The organism is Terrisporobacter muris (genome assembly GCF_024621905.1).
Classification (GTDB): Bacteria; Bacillota; Clostridia; order Peptostreptococcales; family Peptostreptococcaceae; genus Terrisporobacter; species Terrisporobacter muris.
Genome location: NZ_JANKBY010000002.1, coordinates 22,706 through 44,891, shown reverse-complemented (window position 1 = coordinate 44,891; position 22,186 = coordinate 22,706). Strand labels below are relative to the sequence as shown.

At 31.5% G+C, this 22,186-nt stretch carries 18 protein-coding genes; 1 reads left to right on the top strand and 17 read right to left on the bottom strand.

All coding sequences use genetic code 11. From position 1 onward, the window contains the following. Positions 1 to 127: 127 nt before the first annotated feature. From acsV to NSA58_RS00290, 17 genes are all read right to left on the bottom strand, one after another. Positions 128 to 2,056, bottom strand: coding sequence for a corrinoid activation/regeneration protein AcsV (gene acsV / locus NSA58_RS00370; RefSeq protein WP_074079456.1), 1,929 nt, complete (start codon positions 2,054 to 2,056; stop codon positions 128 to 130). A 179-nt stretch (positions 2,057 to 2,235) separates the two neighbouring features. Next, on the bottom strand, positions 2,236 to 2,613 hold the full coding sequence (gcvH, locus tag NSA58_RS00365; RefSeq protein ID WP_039678509.1) for a glycine cleavage system protein GcvH: 378 nt from the start codon (positions 2,611 to 2,613) through the stop codon (positions 2,236 to 2,238). Positions 2,614 to 2,644: 31 nt separating this feature from the next. Further along, the gene (gene acsB, locus NSA58_RS00360; RefSeq protein ID WP_039678508.1) at positions 2,645 to 4,774 is read right to left on the bottom strand and encodes an acetyl-CoA decarbonylase/synthase complex subunit alpha/beta; all 2,130 of its coding nucleotides are present in this window, start codon (positions 4,772 to 4,774) and stop codon (positions 2,645 to 2,647) included. Between the two features lie 106 nt (positions 4,775 to 4,880). Beyond that, positions 4,881 to 5,696 carry a carbon monoxide dehydrogenase/acetyl-CoA synthase methytransferase subunit gene (acsE, locus tag NSA58_RS00355; protein WP_074079457.1) on the bottom strand — a complete coding sequence of 272 codons (816 nt, stop codon included), beginning with the start codon at positions 5,694 to 5,696 and terminating at the stop codon, positions 4,881 to 4,883. A 69-nt stretch (positions 5,697 to 5,765) separates the two neighbouring features. Next, complete coding sequence (gene acsC / locus NSA58_RS00350) at positions 5,766 to 7,115, bottom strand: acetyl-CoA decarbonylase/synthase complex subunit gamma (protein ID WP_039678506.1); 1,350 nt, start codon at positions 7,113 to 7,115, stop codon at positions 5,766 to 5,768. A 30-nt stretch (positions 7,116 to 7,145) separates the two neighbouring features. After that, positions 7,146 to 8,090 carry an acetyl-CoA decarbonylase/synthase complex subunit delta gene (acsD, locus tag NSA58_RS00345; RefSeq protein ID WP_039678505.1) on the bottom strand — a complete coding sequence of 315 codons (945 nt, stop codon included), beginning with the start codon at positions 8,088 to 8,090 and terminating at the stop codon, positions 7,146 to 7,148. 19 nt (positions 8,091 to 8,109) lie between these two features. After that, on the bottom strand, positions 8,110 to 8,880 hold the full coding sequence (locus NSA58_RS00340; protein ID WP_039678504.1) for a carbon monoxide dehydrogenase accessory protein CooC: 771 nt from the start codon (positions 8,878 to 8,880) through the stop codon (positions 8,110 to 8,112). Between the two features lie 60 nt (positions 8,881 to 8,940). After that, complete coding sequence (gene lpdA, locus NSA58_RS00335) at positions 8,941 to 10,332, bottom strand: dihydrolipoyl dehydrogenase (protein ID WP_039678503.1); 1,392 nt, start codon at positions 10,330 to 10,332, stop codon at positions 8,941 to 8,943. 33 nt (positions 10,333 to 10,365) lie between these two features. Continuing rightward, complete coding sequence (locus NSA58_RS00330) at positions 10,366 to 11,247, bottom strand: methylenetetrahydrofolate reductase (protein WP_039678502.1); 882 nt, start codon at positions 11,245 to 11,247, stop codon at positions 10,366 to 10,368. A 30-nt stretch (positions 11,248 to 11,277) separates the two neighbouring features. Further along, positions 11,278 to 11,952, bottom strand: coding sequence for a methylenetetrahydrofolate reductase C-terminal domain-containing protein (locus tag NSA58_RS00325; RefSeq protein ID WP_039678501.1), 675 nt, complete (start codon positions 11,950 to 11,952; stop codon positions 11,278 to 11,280). Between the two features lie 48 nt (positions 11,953 to 12,000). Further along, complete coding sequence (locus NSA58_RS00320) at positions 12,001 to 12,858, bottom strand: bifunctional 5,10-methylenetetrahydrofolate dehydrogenase/5,10-methenyltetrahydrofolate cyclohydrolase (protein ID WP_074429469.1); 858 nt, start codon at positions 12,856 to 12,858, stop codon at positions 12,001 to 12,003. A 119-nt stretch (positions 12,859 to 12,977) separates the two neighbouring features. Further along, on the bottom strand, positions 12,978 to 13,610 hold the full coding sequence (locus NSA58_RS00315) for a cyclodeaminase/cyclohydrolase family protein (RefSeq protein ID WP_039678499.1): 633 nt from the start codon (positions 13,608 to 13,610) through the stop codon (positions 12,978 to 12,980). 117 nt (positions 13,611 to 13,727) lie between these two features. Then, complete coding sequence (locus tag NSA58_RS00310; protein ID WP_039678498.1) at positions 13,728 to 15,404, bottom strand: formate--tetrahydrofolate ligase; 1,677 nt, start codon at positions 15,402 to 15,404, stop codon at positions 13,728 to 13,730. Positions 15,405 to 15,489: 85 nt separating this feature from the next. Then, positions 15,490 to 16,275 (bottom strand): ATP-binding protein, encoded by a 786-nt coding sequence (locus NSA58_RS00305; protein WP_039678497.1) that lies wholly within the window; start codon positions 16,273 to 16,275, stop codon positions 15,490 to 15,492. A 148-nt stretch (positions 16,276 to 16,423) separates the two neighbouring features. Continuing rightward, the gene (cooS, locus tag NSA58_RS00300) at positions 16,424 to 18,385 is read right to left on the bottom strand and encodes an anaerobic carbon-monoxide dehydrogenase catalytic subunit (RefSeq protein ID WP_074429468.1); all 1,962 of its coding nucleotides are present in this window, start codon (positions 18,383 to 18,385) and stop codon (positions 16,424 to 16,426) included. 565 nt (positions 18,386 to 18,950) lie between these two features. Then, the gene (locus tag NSA58_RS00295) at positions 18,951 to 20,099 is read right to left on the bottom strand and encodes a tetratricopeptide repeat protein (RefSeq protein ID WP_074429467.1); all 1,149 of its coding nucleotides are present in this window, start codon (positions 20,097 to 20,099) and stop codon (positions 18,951 to 18,953) included. Then, the gene (locus NSA58_RS00290) at positions 20,089 to 21,861 is read right to left on the bottom strand and encodes a B12-binding domain-containing radical SAM protein (protein ID WP_039678495.1); all 1,773 of its coding nucleotides are present in this window, start codon (positions 21,859 to 21,861) and stop codon (positions 20,089 to 20,091) included. Before NSA58_RS00290 ends, NSA58_RS00295 begins: the two co-directional genes overlap by 11 nt. Positions 21,862 to 21,983: 122 nt before the next feature. Here NSA58_RS00290 and NSA58_RS00285 point away from each other — a divergent pair, with 122 nt between their 5' ends. After that, a complete protein-coding gene (locus NSA58_RS00285; protein ID WP_074429466.1) occupies positions 21,984 to 22,184 on the top strand; it encodes a hypothetical protein in 201 nt (66 codons plus the stop codon). Positions 22,185 to 22,186 lie beyond the last annotated feature (2 nt).

Sequence of the window (22,186 nt, the reverse complement as noted above, 5' to 3'; positions counted from 1 at the left end):
ACTACATTTTTTTATTTTTATACAAAATATGACACTTATACTTTTTTTAATATAATAAAAAAGCTATGAATTATGCAGTTTTACCTAACTTCATAGCTTTTTTATTATATGTTTTAAATTATTATTTTTATTCCAAAATTTCTTTTACTGTTGGAAATTGGTCTATATTAGTATGTGGTAAGAAGCATGCAGAAACAAATTCGTCCATATATGTAGGGTATACACTTAACTCAACATATGTCATTTGAGATCCTATTTCTTCTAATTTCTGTCTAGCATCTGAACTTATTAAACTTAAGTATGATCCAACTAATGAACTATTTCCTATATATTTAAACTTACTTCTATCTACATCTGGAAGCAATCCTATTAATATTGAATTCTCAATATCAAGATTATTTCCTATTCCACCTGCTATATAAACATTATCTATCACTTCAAAGTCCATACCAAGACTTTCTACAAGAACTGATGCTCCAGAATAAATTGCACCTTTTGTTCTAATAAAATTATCAATATCAATTTCATTTATAAATAGGTCATTTTCTAAATCTGCATACTCTTCTTTAAATGCCAATACGTATTCACCTATATCATGTTCATTAAATCTAATTCTTTTATTGTCTAACTCCTTCTTAATTTTTCCTCTTCTATCAATTATTCCTTTAAGAAGCATTTGACAAATTAAATCTATTATACCTGAACCACAAATTCCTATAGGTGTACATTCTCCGATTATTGTTAACTCAGGGTCCAAAGTATTTTCATCTATACTAACTTTTTCTATAGCTCCATCTGACGCCCTCATACCACAGCTAATTCCTCCACCTTCAAAAGCCGGTCCTGCTGAGCATGCACAACACATCATAAAATCTCTATTCCCAAATACAATTTCTCCATTAGTTCCTAAATCTATGAATAATGTATTCTCATCACTAGCCCATATTCCAGCTGATAATGTACCTGCTGTTATATCTCCTCCTACATAACTTGCCACATTCGGAGATAAGTATATTAAAGCACTTTTATTTACATTTAATCCTACATCTTCACCCATTAAATTAGGTGATTTTAGATATGGAGGAATATAAGGTTCTAATCTTAAATAATCAGGGTATATACCTAAGAAAAGTGTAGACATTGTTGTATTACCAGATAATACAACTCTTACTACATTATTTTTATTTATACCTGTACTAGCATATATAGATTCGATTAAAGGATTAAGAGTTTCATCTATAATTGCTTTTCTCATTACTTCTAAATTATTTTTTCTTATAGCAAATACGATTCTATTAATTACATCAGCACCGTATTTTATTTGTGCATTTCCTGAAGATGCTTTTTCTACAACTTCATTAGTAATTAAGTTAACTAAACAAACAACTACAGATGTTGTTCCTATATCTATAGCTAGTCCGTATAATTCACCTTCTTTATTACCTGATTCTATATTTAATATAGTTATCTTACTTTTCTTTTTTACATAAGTTAAAGTGATTTTAAAGTTGTCTTCTCTTAATACTTTAGGTAATTTTTTTAATATGTCTAATCTAAAATCTATTCCTTCAAATCCTAAATCTTGTTTTATTTGTCTTTCTAATCTGTCCACATCACTTATATTATCATCTAGTGATGGTTCATCTAGTTCAATATATTTTTTCTCAACATTAGTACTATAAGAGAATTCATTTTCTTCTATTATTCCTCTAGCTCTATCAAATAATTGTTTATCTACCTTTTTCCCAGATCCTTCTATTTTCATGTCATGCATTGATGATGAAAGTTTAGATGGAACATCTATCGTAATATCTCCAGTAACTTTTGTAGCACATGCTAAAATATATCCTTGATCATATTCTTCATCACTAATATGTACTGTTTTTTCTGTATCACACTTTCCCTCTAATAACTTTACTTTACATTTTCCACATGATTGAGCCCCGTTACAAGGTGCATCTATAAAAATATCTGCTTCTCTCGCTAAATCTAATAAATTTTTCCCAAGTTCACATTCTACTTCTTTGTTATGTGATTTAAAAAATACTTTAGCCATTCTTACTCACCCCAATAAATTAATTTTTATAATCACTCAACCTTCTATATTACTAAAATATTAATAAAATAACCTTTTAATATTATTTAAATTCTATATGATTAAAAAAGCATAGTAAACTTAATTCTATTAAATTTACTATGCTTTCATTTTAATTCAAATTATATGTTAACTATATATTATTCTAAACCTTTTTCGTAGTCTTCTCCACTTAATAAAGTATCTAACTCAGCTGGATCTGACATTTTTACTTTACATATCCATGCATCATATGGAGCTTCATTAACATATTCAGGTTCATCTTCTAATTTATCTTCGTTTATTTCAACTACTACTCCTGAAACTGGAGCTATTAAATCAGAAGCTACTTTAGATGATTCTATAACACCAAAAGACTCATCTTTTGTTAGTTCATCATCTATTTCTGGCATTTCAACGAATAAAACTTCTCCCAATTGTTCTTGAGCAAAGTCACTTACTCCAACAAATGCAAACTCTCCTTCAACTTTTACCCAAGTATGTTTTGGAGAATATTTTAATCCTGCTACTGTACTCATATATATTTCTCCCCCGATATCTTTATTTAAATTACATTATTGGATCCATAGATAAAGCTGGATGTCCTTTTTCTTCAAGGAATGCACAAACTGATTCAGAATCAACTGCTATAGTTTCATCACAAATCATTTCGCTGAAGTTTTCTATTCCAGCCATTTCTTGAACTGTAGCATTTAATTTATCAGCTACGAAATCTTTTAATTCTTTTGGCATCCAAACTATTCTTTCTGGTCCACCTTCAGTATAAGCAAATTTCTTAGAAGATATGAAATGTCTACCATGACCCATGAATCCAGGAGTTTGAACTCCACCACCAGTCATAGAAGCAAGTTCACCGAAAGTCATACCAACTGGAGTAATTCCAGGGAACTCTCTATTTACTATAACTAATCCATTAGCTTCTGGCATGATACCACATATACATTCGAAACATCCACAAGAAGTCATAGGATCTTCCATTATAGAGTAAAGAGTAACACTCTCAACTGCACCTTGAGATATTTCATTTACAGTATCATTAACTGATTGCCAAATACCTTTCTTGTCGTCTAAACATTCACCTTTAGCTATTGGTTGGCAAGGTCCTGTTGGATTAAGTTCTTTAGTAGCTTTAGCATCTAACCAAGAAACTGCACCACAAAGTCCTAATCTCTCAGGAGTAACTACACAAACGTGAGCTGGAGCGAATGATTGACACATGTTACAAGAATAGAAGTCTTCAACACTTTCATCAACAAGAGATGCTAATCTGTCATCTCTAGCTTCATATTTAGCTAAAGCTTCAGCTTTTCTTTCATTAACTATTGCTTCATCAGTAATTATAGTAACTTCACACTTATCAACAACAGCTTCGAATTCATCTTTCATCATAGCATACATAACTTCACCTATATGCTCAAGAGTAAATCCTTTTTCAACAGCATCTTTAGATATTCTTACCCAAGACATATCTCTTTGACCAACATGCATTAATCCTTCTATGTAGTTCATGAAGTAGTGGAATCTTCTTTCAAGAACTGGTTCGAAGTCTTCTTGCATTGCTTTACCAGCAACATTAACTACTATAGCAAGTGGTAATCTAGTTACACCATCTGCTAATTTAGCCGGATCTATATTTTCACCTATAACTTCTATTTTATGGTCTTCTACTTCTGCCATAGATTTAGCTATAACTAATTCCCAAGCAGGAGTTTTATTTCCACCGAATTCGTAAGCCATTTCAGATTTTCTTATTCTTTCACCTTCGAAAGCTGCAGCGAATCCAACTGGTATAGGTATTTCAGTAACTTTTATTTTTATGTTTCTAGCTTCTAAAGAAGTAGCAACAAATTTATCGTAATCTCTTTGAGTTAATAAGTTGCAAGGAACTTCAGTAACAACTTGATCAGTTATAACTGGGAATCCAAGTGCTATAGCACCAGCACCACAAGCAACTATTAATTCACTAAGTGGTCCAAATGCATTTACGAATGCAGGAACCCTCTTAGCTGTGTATTCTAATAATTGATTTAAATCTCCTGGAGGAACAGCACCGAATATTAATGCAGCTCTTATAGCAACAGAAACAACATGGATAACTGATGTTACATCATATCCTAGAGGTATAACACGAAGCTCTACACTCATTTTTACTCCAGCCTCTATAGCTTGATCTATAACTTTTCCAACTAAGAAAGTCATTATACCTTTAGATTGATAGTCTTTAACTACTTTTGCTAATGTTTCAGCGTCTGGGCATTCACCTAATACAACTGCAACACCAGGTATATCTCCTGTAACTAATGGTACACCTAAAGATCTGATTATAGGGTCAACTACATGCCCTGCACATGGAGCCTCGTATGGAGCCTCGTTTAAAGCATATTTAACTGCTTCAACTATTTCAGCAGCTAAAGCTGTAGCTAAACCAGCATTTAAAGCTGTTTCAAGTAATGGTTTTTCTACTATTAAAGATTTTACTATTGCTAAAGCACCTTCTAAATCTCCTAAAGTAGCCATTTTTTGACCTGTTGCAGCATATATACATGGAAGAGAATATGCTGTATCTGGGAATGCCACTGGGCATTCTTTACCTTTTTCTGCTATTGCAGTTGTAAGTGCTCCATTTGCTGCATCATATGCTTGATTTGCACCTGTGTAAATTATGTTATATAAATTCACTTTTTACTTCCCCCTTTTATGAATTATATGTTTATATTCAAGCTAGGCATTAATTTTTAATGCCTAGCTATTAAAACCTAATTCTAATTTAAAATTCTAATTTTTATTATCCTTTATAATCAAAAGCTAAGTCTTTTACTTCTAAGTAAGAGTCTGCATATAAGTTAGCATTTCTTATTATGTCGCAAGATTTTATAGTTTGCATCAATAATTCATCTAATGGGTTAACTATAGCAGAAGAGAATCCATTAGCCATTGCCATTGCTAACCAGTTACTATCTAGTATAGGTCTTATATGTTTTGGACAACCATTAGAAACGTTAGATAATCCACCAGTAGTTTTTAATCCCATTTCAGTCATTTGTCTTATAGCTTCTAAAACGTCCATTTGTTTATCTTGCATTCCTTTTATAACTAAGCAAAGTGGGTCAAAGTATACATCTGTTTCTGGATCTATTCCAGCCATAGCAGCTGCTTCTATTAACTCAGTACAATATCCCATACGTTGTTCGTTATCAGCAGGTATACCTTCTTTAGCACATAATGCTATTATAGCTGCATCGTATTCTCCAGCAACTTCCATTAAGTGCATTCTATCTCCAGCATCTGCAGAGTTTATGATTGGTTTTCCATGGGTTCTATCATAAACTTTTAATCCAGCTTCTAAAGCTGCAACGTTAGCAGTATCTAGAGCTAGTGGAACATTGTTTAATTCACTTTGAAGTAACTTAACTCCCCATTCCATTATTTCTGCTCCATCTCTTTCTGCTGGTCCTATATTAAAATCTATAACATGAGCTCCTGCATCTAATTGCTCTACAGCTCTTTTTATTATTGGTTCTGGATTTCTTTCAGCTATAGCTTTTCTTATTGGTGGTGCTATACAGTGAATTCTTTCACCTATAATCATAAATTTTTCCATATTAATTTATCCCCCTTAGATTTTATATGTTTATATTTATACGACCTAATTAGTTAAATAAACTTTTATCTATTTCCCATATTTTTCTTTTAAGAATTTTGGAAGTTCCATAGCCTCTGGAGTACCAACTATAACATTCCAATCTGGTAAATTATCTTGTACATCTGCTTGTATAACTGCTACTTTACCTGGTATGATTAAATCTCTACACTTAGTCATATCAGCTATTCCACATTCTTTAACAAAGTTACCTATTACACTACCACCAAATTTACCAGCAGCCCAAGAAGTAAGAACTGAATATCCACCTGCATCAGGTATTACTAACCAGCATGGAACTTTAGATCTTTCAAGTTCACCAGTTACAACGAAGTAAGTTAAGGCAAAGTCAACAGTTACTAAAACTGGAGAGTTTTCATCTGGGTTATTTATTGGATAAATCTTAGTTTCAACTCTCATTGGTTTTTGAGGGTCAGTGAATAAGTTTTGTCTTAAAGCATATAATGGTAATGCTTTAGCATAGCTTATATCATCTATTACTATTATAGAACCATATTTAACTGTGAATGCAGATGATAATGCAACTTCCATCATTTCATCCCCATTAGCTAATTTATTTACGAATACTATAGATGGGTATCCGAAAGTTCTATCTTGTTCTTTTAATGCTATTCTTCTTACTTGAACTGCATTAGTGAAAGTATCTTTTGTATTTTCACCAGTTACATCAAGTATTAATTCTTTATATCCAGCTTTTTGAACTAATTCAACAGTAGAATATAAGTCTTCTAAGCTAGCAGCTTTTAAACCTAAAGCTAAGTTGTCACCTTTAACTACGTCTATCATAGCTTCGTAGTTATCTTTAGTTGCACCAACTACAACTGGGTTTAATCCAGCAAGTTCTGCAACAGCTTCTTTTGCTACTTCAGCATCGTCTACATTTAATATAAATGCAACTTTAGTTTGTTCTTTTAATTTTTTGATTACATTTAAGAAGTTTTCTTTGTTTCCGCTATATGTAACGCAAGCAAATTCAGCCTTCATTATTTCTCCAATTCTTTCATATTCCACTTTATTAATGTTAGCTATTTTAGCTTCTACTTCTTCTTTAGTCATACAGTCACAGAATGCAACAGCATATCTATTTTTACTTACTAAAGTTTTTTCATGTCTAAATAATACAGTTTCTCCACCTATAGTATACTCGTTTTCTCCAGCTCCAACTTTTAAAGTTTTCATTGGAGGTGCTGTAGCCTCTGATAGTTTTTGTATTGCTTCATCAGACATGTGTGGACATTTTTCTACCTCTACTGCTCCACTGGCAACTTTCATAGAGAAAGCCATACAAGTTGGAAATCCACATTCTTTACAGTTTTTCTTTGGTGTTAATTTAAATATATCTAAAGCTTTAAGTGCCATTATTTTATCCCCCTAACCTTACAAATATTATTAAGCTAACTCGCTTACAAATGATTTTATAGTTTTTACTGACTCTGGATGACGAAGTATTACAGCATCAGATCCGCCTACTAAAACAGCTGTAGCAGTAGAAATTTCCATTGCTATACTTCTCTTCTCACTACATCCCCATTCTGGTTGGTCTGCTTCTGTAGCTATAGCTTCTTTAACATGACCAACTTCAAAAGAAACTGGTGTTACTATAGGTATTTGTAATTGCTTGTCATTTTGATTGAAAGCAGCAAGTCTTATTCTATCCATTGTAGATGCAACATACTCATATCCATATCCAACAGCTGAACATCCAACATTCATAACTATATTTTCAGGTTTAACACCTAATTGAGTTAACAAAACATTCATTTGCTTAGCTAAGTTTATATCAACAGCTGATTCTGCACCAACTTTTTGACCATATGCTAGTCCTGCAGCAGCTCCTACTTCTTTGTAGTTATCTTCAACTGCAGATAATATTAAAACATTTTTTCCTTCTAAAGCTTCTGCAACTTTAGCAAATAATTTACCATCTTTTTCAGCAACTCCACATCCTGCAACTACTAAAGGTAAATCTATTGCATCAGCAACTTTTTTAGCCACTTCTGCACATTCTTCAGGAGATTTATCATCAGCGTTAGGATCTGCTCCAACAAATCTTAAGCAAACAAAATCTGCTTCAGTATTATCTTGAACATATTTTGCCCAAGCAGCAGGGTCATTTGCTACATCTTTATACATTTCTTTGTAGCAATCAATCCAACTTTCTGGATATATATCATTTATTTCTATCCCTACTTTTTGAATGTTACCTGTATCACCATCAAAGCTATAGAATGGTAATACATTCTCTCCACCTAGTTTTATAGCTTTTTCTCCTGTTCCTATTACTACTTCACTTATTTTCCCAGAACTCTTTTGAACAGACATTTTAAATGCCATATTTTTTTCCCCCTTAAGCCTATTTTAATTCTAATTTCGCCACTACTTCTTCTATGGCCAATCTAGATTTTGATTCTTTTGGTAATTGTACTAATGGAATACCATCTGAATCATATTTATATATTAATTCATCTAAAGGTACAACACCTAGAAGGTCTAAATTATGTTTAGTAATTTCTTCTTTTACACCAGCATTTAATATTCCATCTGGTACTTTATTTACTATAAGATAGACCTTTCCAACACTTAAATTTAATTCAATAGCTAAGTCTCTAATTCTTGCAACAGCTTGGATACTTCTTCTTGAACAGTCACTAACTAATAATAAAGTGTCTATATGCTTAGTTGTTTTTCTACTTAAATGTTCCATCCCTGCTTCATTATCAGTAATAACATAGTCGTATTGGCCAGAAATCTTCTTAACTTGTTCTCTTAATATTCCATTTACGAAACAATAACATCCTTCGCCTTCAGATCTCCCCATTACTAACAAGTCATATCCGTCTCCTTCTACTAATATAGAATTTAACTTCCATTGTAAAAACTGAGCTTTTGTCATACCTCCAGGAAATGAATCTCCTCTTTTTTCAGTCATATTAGCTTCTTCCCTAATTTGACCTATAGTAGCTTCTACTTCAACCCCTAATACTTCATTAATATTAGCATTGGCATCTGCATCAACTACAAGAATTGGTTTTTTATTTTGTTTTAATAATGTATCAATTAAAAGCCCTGTAAGACTTGTTTTACCAGTTCCACCTTTTCCTGCTACCGCTATGTTATAACTCATTTTAAGATTTCCCCCTTGATATGCCTAAACAGAGCTTTTCTTCTTACTCTGTTTATAAACTTATAAAGATGATGGTACTGAATGAACGCATTCTCCATGAACATCATGTAATGCTTCCATAATACCTTCAGATAAACTTGGATGAGCATGTATTACTTTTCCTACATCCTTAGCTTTTAATCCTAAGCCTACTGCTAGAGATAATTCAGTTAATAAATCTGTACAATGAGGTCCTACTAAAGTAGCTCCTATTATTACATCATCTTTATCAACTAATACTTTGATAAATCCTTGTATTTTTCCTATAGCTTTAGCTTTACCTAAACCTCTAAAATCAAATTTACCAACGTGATATTCCACACCTTCAGCTTTTAACTCATCTTCAGTTTTACCTACACCTGCAACTTCAGGTTCAGTATAAACACAACTTGGGATAGATTTATAATTAACTGTTTCGCTATTTCCTTTTACTGCATTTTCTGCAGCTACCATACCTTCAGCAGATGCAACGTGTGCAAGCATTGCTCCTGGTATAATATCACCTATAGCATAAACACCTTCTAGATTTGTTTCCATATATTCATTTACTTCTATGAATCCTCTGTCAGTCATTTTAACACCAGCTTCAGCTACACCAGAGTTAGCTAAGTTTGGTTTTCTTCCTGTACAAAGTAATACTACTTCTGCTTCTAAAGATTTGCCATTATTTAAGTTAAGTTTTACTATGTCATCACTAACTTCAAAGCTGTCAGTAGCAACATTACACATAACTTTTATTTTGTCTTTCTTGAATTGTCTTGCAAGAGCTTTAGCACCATCAGAGTCCATTCTTCCTAATATTTGTGGAAGAACTTCTATTATAGTTACTTTAGTTCCTAATGAAGAGTAGAATTGACCTATTTCAGATCCTATAACTCCACCACCTATAATAACCATAGATTTTGGTAATTTTTCTAAACTTAATACTTCATCAGAAGTTATAACATTCTTACCATTGTAAGGCATGAATGGGAATACTGTAGGTATAGATCCGTTAGCTAATATTATTTTATCAGCTTTAACTTCTTCTACACTTCCATCATCTTTAGTAACTTCTATAGTATTTTTATCAATTAGTTTTCCAAATCCATCTATTTTTTTAACTCCTCTTTTATCAAAAAGGAATTGGATTCCAGCTACTAATTCATCTGTTACTTTTTGTTTTCTAGCTACTATAGCTTCAAAATCAGGTTTAATTTCACCTTCTACATTAATACCAAAGTTTTTAGCTTCTTTAACTGTTCTTAATACATCACTAGAAGCTAATAATGCTTTAGTTGGTATACAACCTACATTTAAGCAAGTTCCGCCTAGTTTATTTTTTTCTATTACTGTTACTTCAGCACCAAGCATAGCTGCTTTTAAAGCTGCTACATATCCTCCTGGTCCTCCTCCAATTACTGCAACTTTCATGTTCAATCCCCCATTTAACCTAAAACAAAATTTTTATAATCCTGCTTCATCTAATATTTTTGGAACATTTTCCTCTGCACCAATTGCCATTATATGTACACCATCGCATAAATTTTCTTCTCTAAGTTGTCTAATAAACTCTCCAGCCATCTTAATACCTTCTTGTACATAATTTCCTTTACCAGCTGCCTTCAATCTTTCTATTTGATCATCTGGAACAAATATACCAGGAACATTAGCTGTCATGAACTTAGCCATTCCAGGTGATTTTAATGGAACTATACCAGCTAGGATTTTGCAATCCATATCCTTAGTAAGTTCTCTAAATTTTCTCATGTGCTCTATATCATAAACTGCTTGAGTTTGGAAAAATTTAGCTCCAGCATTTATTTTCTTTTGCATTTTTAATAATTGTACTTCTATTGGAGAATATTCAGGTGTAACACAAGCTCCTAAATAGAAATCTGTTTTACCTTGTAATTCTAATCCTACACTATCTACCCCACTATTTAATGTAGAAGCTGTTTTTAATATACTTACAGAATCTAAATCAAATACTGGTTTAGCTTGTGGGTGGTCACCAACACTTGTATGGTCACCTGTTAAAGCTAATAAATTCGGTATACCAAATACACCAGCAGAAAGCATTTCACCTTCTATTGCTATTCTATTTCTATCTCTACCAGTCATTTGTATAACTGGCTCTAATCCTATATCTTTTAATAATTTACATGTAGCTAGAGAAGTTGCTCTCATTACAGCAGATTGGAAATCTGTTACGTTTGCAGCATGTACTCTTCCCACACACATTTTTGCACATTCTATCAAGTGAGAAAGGTCTGTACCTTTTGGTGGTGCCATTTCTGCAGTTACAGCAAATTCTCCTCTTTCAAATGCTTCTTGTAACTTACTCATGAAAATAATCCCCCTTTATTTACCTAACTTTTAAGCTTCAGCTTCAGCTTTATTATTTGCGTTGTGTCTTCTTGGATTTAATTGTTTAGAATAATCTTTTGGAGCTCTTATTTCTAATAAATTGTCTAGTTGATTCAAATCTCTAAGTCTTTCATAGATTTTTACCCATGCACAATCATTATCTGGGTCAACTTCACATTTACCATTTTTAGCTCCACCACATGCACCATTTATTAATCCTTTAGCACACATAGTAACTGGACAAATTCCTCCAGTCCAACCAAGTTCACATTCTCCACATGCCTTACATGCTTCTTCAAATTGACCAACTCTTTCAACTTCACCTATAAATAAAGTATTATTAGCTGGGTAAACAGGAATATTTTGTTTTTTAGTATTTTTTACAATAGTTTGAGTTCCATCTCCACATGCTAATGACAATATTGCATCAGCATCTTTTAACTCATTTTTTAATGATTTAAATTCTTTTTTACCTAATAACAAGTTACAAGCCGTATCTGGAAGAAGATATCCTAATACTTCTTTTCCTTCAGCTTCTAATAAAGCTTTCATTTCTTGTATTTCAGGTTCACCACCAGTTTTACTAGCAGCTGCACATTGGTTACATCCTACTAATATAACCTTTTTAGCGTCTTTTAAAAATCCTAGTATTTCAGCCATTGGTTTTCTATCAGATATTACCATAGATATTTTCCCCCCAAAGTTTTCTATTTCAAATACATTTATGTCTAACTACTTGTTGTTTTGTTGCTTACATGCTTTTATTACATGTTTAGCAAGTATAGAAGTTGTTACTGAACCAACACCTGCTGGAACTGGAGTTACCATTGATGCTTTTCCTACAACATCATCAGTATCAACATCTCCACAAATTCCTCCACCTTCTGGTTTAGCATTTATACCAACATCTATTACAACTGCCCCCTCTTTAACATAATCAGCTGTAACCATTCTTGCTCTACCAACACCTGCAACTAATACATCTGCATCAGCACAAACTTTTGGTAAATCCTTAGTTTTTGAGTGACAAATTGTAACTGTAGCATTTTCACCAAGTAATAACATAGATACTGGCTTACCTACTACCATCGATCTGCCTAATACAACTACATTAGCCCCTTTTAATGGAACATTATAATGTTTTAATATTTCAACAACTGCTGTAGGAGTACATGGAGGGAATCCAGTTTTATCTCCTTCCATTAACTTTGCAGTATTCATTGGACTAAAACAGTCAACATCCTTTTCTGGTGCTATAATATTTTTTATTACATTTTCATCTATTCCTTCTGGTAATGGTCTAAAAGTTAATATTCCATGTACTGAAGAATCATCATTTAATTTTTGTAATGTTTCTATATATTTATCTTGAGTTGTTCCATCTGGTAACTCAGTTACTTCTGTAGTAATCCCTATTGTTTCACATTTCTTAAGAGCACCTTTTTCATAAGAAAGATCATTAGGTTTGGCTCCAACTCTTAAAATAGCTAATTTAGGTTGTATACCCTCTTTAACTAAAGCTTCACATTCACCTTTTAAGACTTCACTAAGTGCATCTCCAACTGGTTTACCTTTAATAATTTCTCCCACTCTTTTTCTCCTCCCACATTAAAAAGATTACGTTTCTTATTGTCCTCATTTTAATTATATACTTATCTTTTTTTCTTCGCTTTTATATAAATTGTTTTGTTCAAAAATATATTTTTATTTTACCCTAAAGCAACTAATACTTTTTGATATACTTCATCACAAATTTTCACACCTTCTTGAACTAATTGGTTACATTCTTTTTCTATCTTCTCTGCATACTCTCTATCTTTCATTGAATTAACATTAATTATTACATTTAATTGCCCTGATAATATAGCAGCTCTTAAGCATTGAACTCCACATCCTACATCACTTATTGCAAGTTTTGAACCTTTATCAACTAGTTCTTCATGTAGTTTTATAGAGTCGAAACATAATCTCACTATATCCATAGGTACTTCACATGCAACTTTCAAACATTTTTCCATTGTTTCAGTCTTATATTGTTTTTCTTCCTCAGTAGAAGTTGGAAGACCATAAGCTTTTGATAATGGATAAAATCCTTCTGCATCTTTATCTATCATAGATAATAATTCTTCTTCTAATTTTGCTGCTTTATCTAGTATTTCTTGAATAGCTTCTTCATACTGAGCATATTTTTTCTTTCCAGTAGTTAAGTTACAAACCATACTCCCTAGAGCCATTCCTATTGCTCCAGCAAGTGCAGCAGCTCCTCCTCCTCCTGGTACAGCAGCTTTAGAAGCTAATACTTCAATAAAATCTACACAACTTTTTTGTGCCATTTTTTCCATAAAGATTTATGCCTCCTTAAGTTATTCAAGGTTAATTTGAAGGTAGTGCACAAGATAATACTTTGCACTACCTTTTTGTGTTTATATGTTATCCGATTAATTTTTAATTTTTAGAGATTAGAATAATCCTGAGATTACTCCACTTTCATCAACATCTATTCTTTCAGCTGCTGGACGTTTTGGAAGACCTGGCATCTTCATTATTTCTCCAGTAAGAGCAACAACAAATCCTGCACCTGCAGAAACTGTTACTTGTCTAACTGTAATCTTGAATCCAGTTGGTCTACCTAATACATTAAGATCATCAGTTAAAGAATATTGAGTTTTAGCCATACATACTGGCATATTTCCAAATCCTAAACCTTCTAATCTAGTTAATTCTTTTTTAGCTTGTGGAGTAAAGTTTACACCATCAGCTCCATATATCTTAGTAGCTATTGCTTCTATTTTTTCAACTAACGTTAAATCATCTTCATAACAGAATTGGAAGTCATTTGGCTGTTCACAAAGTCTTACTACTTCTTTAGCTAATTCAATTCCGCCTTCTCCACCTTTAGCCCATACTTGAGATAAAGCAACATTAACGCCTAGTTCTTGACATTTAGCTCTAACTAAATCAACTTCTGCTTGTGTATCAGTTGGGAATTCATTTATAGCAACCACTGCTGGTAATTTATAAACTTGAGTTATATTTTCAACGTGTTTTAATAAGTTTGGTATACCTGCTTCAAGAGCAACTAAGTTTTCTTCGTTTAACTTATCTTTTGGAACTCCACCATTGTATTTTAATGCTCTAACTGTAGCAACTATTATAACAGCATCTGGTTTTAAGTTAGCCATTCTACATTTTATATCTAAGAATTTTTCAGCACCAAGGTCAGCACCAAATCCTCCCTCAGTAACAACATAGTCTGCAAAATGCATAGCCATTCTAGTAGCTATAACAGAGTTACATCCATGAGCTATATTAGCAAATGGTCCACCATGTACGAATGCTGGTGTTCCTTCTAAAGTTTGAACTAAGTTTGGTTTTAAAGCATCTTTTAATAATGCAGCCATAGCACCGTTAGCTTTTAATTGCTCAGCAGTTACTGGTTGACCTTCAAAGTTATAACCAACAACTATTCTTCCTAATCTAGCTTTTAAGTCCATGATATCACTTGCTAAACAGAATGCAGCCATAACTTCTGAAGCAACTGTTATATCAAATCCATCTTCTCTTACTATACCATCGGCTCTAGCACCTAAACCATCAACAACATTTCTAAGTTGTCTATCGTTCATGTCAACGCATCTTCTCCAAGTAATAGTTCTACTATCTATTCCAAGTTCATTTCCTTGATGCATGTGGTTATCTAACATTGCAGCTAATAAGTTGTTAGCAGCGCCTATAGCATGGAAGTCACCAGTAAAGTGTAAGTTAATATCTTCCATTGGAACAACTTGTGCATATCCTCCACCAGCAGCTCCACCTTTTATACCGAATACAGGTCCTAAAGAAGGTTCTCTTAATGCAACAAGAACATTTTTACCAAGTTTTTGTAAACCATCAGCAACACCTATAGTAGTAGTAGTTTTACCTTCTCCAGCTGGAGTTGGGTTGATAGCAGTAGTTAATATTAACTTAGATTTTTTTCCACCATTGTCTCTTTTTAGTAAATTGTAATCAACTTTAGCTTTATATTTACCATAAAGCTCTAAATCATCTTCAGTTAAACCTAATTTTTTTCCTATCTCTCTAATATCTAGAGGTTTTGCTTCTTGAGCAATTTCAATATCTGATTTGAATCCCATAACTTATTCCTCCCACAGTTTTATAATAAGCAGTAAAAGTATTCTTTTATGTACTATTACTGTTTTAATCTTATTTCATTAATTTTTAACTGTTATGATTTTTTATTTCAACTAGTCTCTCTTTAATAGCTTTTATTTCAGTTCTAGTTGCTTCACTTATATCGTAAGGAGATTGGTTTGCTCTATCTGAATCAATTACTTGTTGATTATAATGAATAAATCCTAAAGCTTCTCCATCTTCAAGATTGCTCTTTATAAACTCAATATCTTGATCATCTCTCATTTTATTTCCAACTACATATACTTTCTTTACGCCTATATCATTGCCAAGTTTTTTAACTTTTCTATATGTTTGTAAACTTCTTTCACCAGGTTCAACTACTACTATAAATGCATCAACCCCTTGAGCCGTACCCCTTCCTAAATGTTCTATTCCTGCCTCCATATCCATTACAACAACATCATTGCTTTGTAATATTAGATGTGAACATAACCTTTTTAATAGGACATGCTCTGGACACACGCATCCAGTTCCACCTGTATCTACAGTACCCAATGTTAGCAATCCTACACCATTATGTTCTTTACAATACTTTTCTGGAATATCATCTACTTTTGGATTTAGTTTGAACATTTTGTTAAAAGTACCTTCACTAGTTGCAGTTCTTTCTGATACTAATTTTTTCATTTCAGATATTGGTACAATTGATTCATAAACATCCTTCGGAAAACCTAATGCTAAGGCTAGATTGGCATCTGGGTCTGCATCAACAGCCACAACTCTAAAACCTTCATCTGCAAACATTCTTGCTATCATTGAGGAAAAAGTTGTTTTGCCTACTCCACCTTTTCCTGTTATTGCTATTTTCATATTCTCCTTCATCTCCCGTCCTTAGTGTATTGTCTTAAAATTGAATAAAAAGCCAATTTTCTTACATAAATAATATACAGTTAGTTTATTGCTAACATCTGATTAACAATAAACTAACCTTTGTTAACTAAGTATTCTAAAAAATTTATTATTCAGCTGCTACTTCAGCTAATCTTTTATTTAAAACTTTTTCTTGATATAAAGCTTCGAATGCTGGACGTTTAGCTTCTATATCATCCATTATCATCTTAGCTAATTCTACTGGATTTTCATTTACATAGAAACAAGCTCCCACTTGATCTTTTAATCCACCACATAATAATTCAACTGCTCTATCTGATCCTGTAACTGGAGGCATTACACCTAAGAATGTATCTATACCTGAACCAACAACATAAGTACCTATAGCTATAGCTTTTTCAGACATCCATTCTGGAGCACAACCAGCAACTGGTAAATCACTTATATCCATATCGCAAGCATTTGCAACTATTGAACAAACATTCAGTATACGAGAGTTATCAACGCAAGATCCTAAATGTATAACTGGTGGTATATCAACTAATTCACAAACAGTTGCTAAACCTTTTCCTGCATACTTAGGAGCATTTTCTTTTAGCATTAAGCCATTCTTACAAGCTGCAGAAGCACCGCATCCTGTAGTTACTACTAAGAAATCATTTTTAATTAACTCTTTTATTATAGTTAAATGATTGTAGTTAGATGGTGTTTTAGCATTGTTACATCCAACAACACCAACAACCCCTCTTATTACACCAGATGCTAATACATCTACTAATGGTTTTATGCTATCCATTTCATCTATTTGAGTATTAACAACATTATTTAATTGACCTACTATAGCTTCTTCAGCATATCCAACCATACCTTCTGATTTTAAATCTGGAACTAAAACCTTAGAAGCATCTCTATTTTTAAAGTTTAATATAGCTTCTCTAACTATTGTTTTAGCATCTTCCATAGCTGTTTCCTCATGGAATTCCATGTAAGTAGATCCAGTTATTTTAGCTTTTGGAGATGTAGTTATAAATTTAGTATGATAATGAGTAGATACCTCAGCCATTGCTGGGAATATACATTGTACGTCAACTATCATAGCTTCAACAGCACCAGTTATTACAGCTAATTCTTGTTGATGGAAATCACCAGCTATTTTAACACCATGTCTCATTGTTAATTCATTACCTGTACAGCATATACCTGATAAAGTTATTCCATCAGCTCCAACTTCTTTAGCTAATTCTTGCATTTCTGGTAATTCAGATGCTGCAACTATCATCTCTGATAATGTAGGCTCATGTCCATGTAATATTATATTTACATTATTTCCTGCTAATACATTTAAGTTAGCTTCTGTATGAACTGGTTTTGGAGTTCCAAATAATATGTCAGATAACATTGTACCTATCATAGATCCTCCCCATCCATCTGCCAAAGAACATCTCAATGACATATGTATTAGAGAATCTAAATCAGCTGTACATCCTACATGAGTTGAATGCATTACTGTAGCTATTTCTCTATCTATAGCTCTTGGCTCTATTCCTAGGTTATGCCATATTTCTTGTCTTACTTTTGGAGCTCTCTTTAATAGCTTTGATACACCAAATGGTTTACCAAATTCCATTAAACATACTTCAGCTACTTCATGAGCTAGTTCATATATATCTTTACCTTCAGGATCAACATCCATGAATTTAGCGAATTCTACTAATTTTTGAGGTTCTTTTACTTGATAATCCCCACCAGGAGCAGTTAATGCTAATGTATGAGCTATATCTCTGGCATGGTCTGAATGGGCAGCAGTACCTGCAGCAGCCATTCTAGCAAAGTTTCTACCAACTATTGTATGTTGGTCAGCTCCGCAAAGTCCTCTTGGAGTTTTTGCACTTATTCTACATGGTCCCATACCACAGTTTCTACAACATACACCTTGAAGACCAAAACCACATTGAACTTTGTATCCTAATTTTCTTTTATACATAGTTTCAACGCCATCTTTTTCAGCCTTTTCTATTAATACCTTACTGTTTAAGTCAACTGTCATATCTTGCATTTGCTCAAGAACGTTAATATCTTTTTTTTCCATATTCTTTTTCCCCTCTTTGTATTTTTTTAACCCTAATTTTGAAATCACAAAAAGATGCCTTAAGTATATATTCAATATATTTTTAAAAATATATTATAAACAAAATTATTAGGAGATTGTCCTATTAATTTAAAAAAATTAATTTTTTCACAAGCATAGACACAATTTGCTATATTCATATAACATTAAACGCATAACTGTCTACCGCTCTTATGTAATTTTAAAAAGATCGTTCCTTGTAATTTAATTATTTGAATTTGTTTTGTCGATGGAAATTTAGGTCAGAATAATATAAGATTAGATTTGTTATAATTTATTTTCCATTTTTTTCTATTAGTCACTTTAATTAGATTATATAATAAATTACTTGAATTGTATACCGATTTATATTTCAAAAATCGTATTTATAATAATTCTTTTTTTAATTTCTTTTATAGAATAATAACTTTTTCTTTTTCATAAATATTTCTTATACTCAAAAAACCATAGTATACGATGATTTACACCTAACTATGGCCTTTTAATATAAGATAATATAAATTTTTTTAAAATATACTTTTTTTAATTAATCAACTCTGTAATTATTTAATTCCCTCATGCATGCAATTGTTATTTCATCTTCTGGATTTAACTCATAAGCTCTTTCTATATAGTAAATGGCATCATCAATGTCTCCTGCATTTAAATATGCCATTCCTAAATTACAAAGAATTTCTGGATCTTCTTTTATTTTAGCTGCTTGCTCTAATAGTTCTATAGCTCTATCCATATTAAATGATGAAGCTTCACATAATGCAAGTTCAACTAAAGTATCTACTTGTTTCGGTCTTATTATTAGTACTTTTTCAAAATAAAGCATTGCTTTATCCATTTCGCCCATATTTTTATAAGCTATACCAATTATAAATAGTAAATTCCACCAATCACTATATTCTTCTTCTAGTGGCAATAATTTTTCAAGTCCTTCTTCAAATTTCCCTTGGAATACTAAAGAATATCCTTCTTCATATTGTACTTTATAATCCATCTTACCTAAGTTTTCTTGTATTTCAGCTATTGTATCTTCATCTAATTCTAGCCTCATAGCTTCTTCCCATATAACCTTAGCTTTAATATATTGGCTTTGATTATAATAATGATATCCTAGATGGTAATATGCTAGGGCAAAGTTTTCATCCATATTAATTATCTTTTCAAGTTTTTCTCCTGCTTCTATTAAAAATGTATTCATTGCCTTTGCATCACCATCTTTTTGGTAAGATGTCGCTACTTCTTGACATACAATAGCGTAATTATACAGTCCTTCAATATCATTCGGATATAATGTAATTAGAGCTTTAATATAAATTAATGCATCTGTACATTCTCCAAGTTCAAAATATTTTCTAGACATATATCCAGCATAAGATCTTACTTCAAATTTTACTTTTTTCTCAAGCGCACTTAAGAATTTTTTATACTCTTCGTTGTATTTAAACTCTGGGTCAATACCTATTATATAAATCATTGCATCTGCTATAGACATTGAGTTTAGTCCTTCTTGTGCTGTTTTTTCTTTTATTCCTTTTACAAGAACCTCATTTTTTATAGGTACATTTAATCCGTCTTTTGGTATTTCATAGCCATCTAAATGAAAATCTCCATCTTTTCTTACAGTTATAAATGCAAGTTCTTCGGTTTTTCTAAGTAAATATTTATCTATTTTAAACTTCATATTCTTCTCCTATCTTTACAGTATAAGTTTTTGACTTATCAAATACTTTATTAGTATTATAGTCAAATAGTATTACAGTTTGTTCTTTTTTTAACTTAACACTAATATCTTCTTTTAATCTTAAGATATCATATTTAAATGGTTCAAAATGAATATATTTTAAGATATATTTTGTTGGTGTATCTGCAAACTCTGGCAAGTATTTTTTAAGATTATCCACATTATGTAGAAAATCATGACACCTACTCTTAAAATTACTTATTTCTATTTTGTTGAAAATAGGTGGAACTGTTGATATTTTTCCTAAAGATAAATAATCATATTTCACTATTTCACTAAATAAGTCATTTTCTTCATTAATTTTTTCACTGTAGAAATCTAATAGTATTTTATATAATTTATTTTTACCTTGTGCCATGTGGAAATATCCCATATCTTCGAAATATGTTGAAAATTCTTCAAAGAATTTAAATGGACTTTCACTATAGTAATTTTTAATTATATATTCTAAAGAAAGTGGGAAATTATTAGAATTATAATACGTTTCTAATATCTCTTCTATATCTTTAATCTTTAGCATTTCATCATAGCTTATAAAATCATTAAATAAAACTTCGTATGGCGCATAGTCCTTAAATCTATATCCGTATTTTTCCGCACTATATCTCATTCCAGTTCCTTTAATCATCTTTAAGAACCCAAGTTGCAATTGCTCTATACCTAAATTAAATACATCATTAAATGACTGTTCAAATCTTCCATATCCTTCATATGGAAGGCCTGCTATTAAATCTAAATGTTGATGTATATTTCTAAATGATTTTATAGTTTTTACAACATAAGACAACTTTTCAAAATCATCTCTTCTTCCAACCGCATCTAAAGTTTTTTGATTAGTACTTTGAACACCTATTTCAAACTGGAATAATCCTTCTTTACAATTTTTTAGGAAGTTTAGCATATCATCATCTAATAAATGAGCTGTAACTTCAAAATGGTATGTAGTGTATCCATTATCATTTTCCATTAAGAAATTCATTATTTCCTTAGCAAATTTTTTATTTGCATTAAAAGTTCTATCTATAAATTTAATTTGTGATACTCTTGCATCTATAAGATTTTTTAAATCTCTTTTTACCCTATCAGTACTAAAATATCTAAGCCCTTTTATAGCTGATGATAAACAATATTGACAGTTAAATGGACACCCCCTAGATGTTTCATAATAAACTATTCTATTTTCATATTCCTTTACATCTAAGTTTTCATATGGACTTGGTATTTCATCTAGATTTTGTAGTAATTCCATTTCTTCATTTGCTACGATTTTTCCGTCTTTTCTATATACAATCCCTTTTACATCTTCTAAGTTTTTGTTACCTAAAAAATATTGAACTAAATCTCTAAATACTAGTTCACCTTCGCCACATAGTATATAATCTAAAAATTCATATCTTTCCATAGCATTCTCACTATCATAAGTAACTTCTGGACCACCTAGTCCTATCATTATTTCTGGCTTAACTTTTTTTAAGTTATCACATAGCTTTACTATGTCATAAATGTTCCATATATATGTTGAAAAGAATACTGCATCATAATTATTCTTGTATATATCTTTTAAAATATAATCTAACTGGTTATTAATTGTATATTCTCTAATGTCTACATCAACTAAATCTTTTACACTTTCTTTCAGGTATCTTATTGCTAAATTCGTATGAATAAACTTTGAATTTAACGTAGTTAATAATATTTTCAAATATTTCACTCCTTTTTAAATTTATACTATGTTTTTATATGGTTTTTAAGTTAAAATAATATAGTAGGGTAAATATTTCAAAACTATACTAAAATCAACAATTTAGAAAGGATGTATTTATTATGGAATCTATTGATCAAGTATCTATAAATGATTTATCAAAAAGAGATTTATTATTATTGATCAAAGCTCTTGAATTTACTGGGGAGAGTACTAAACTTGATGAATTTATAAATCTCAAAAATAATATTGTAAAAGAATTATGTTTTTTAACTGAAACTACTGAACAAGAATTTATTAGCTATTTAGAACAAAATAGTTAATT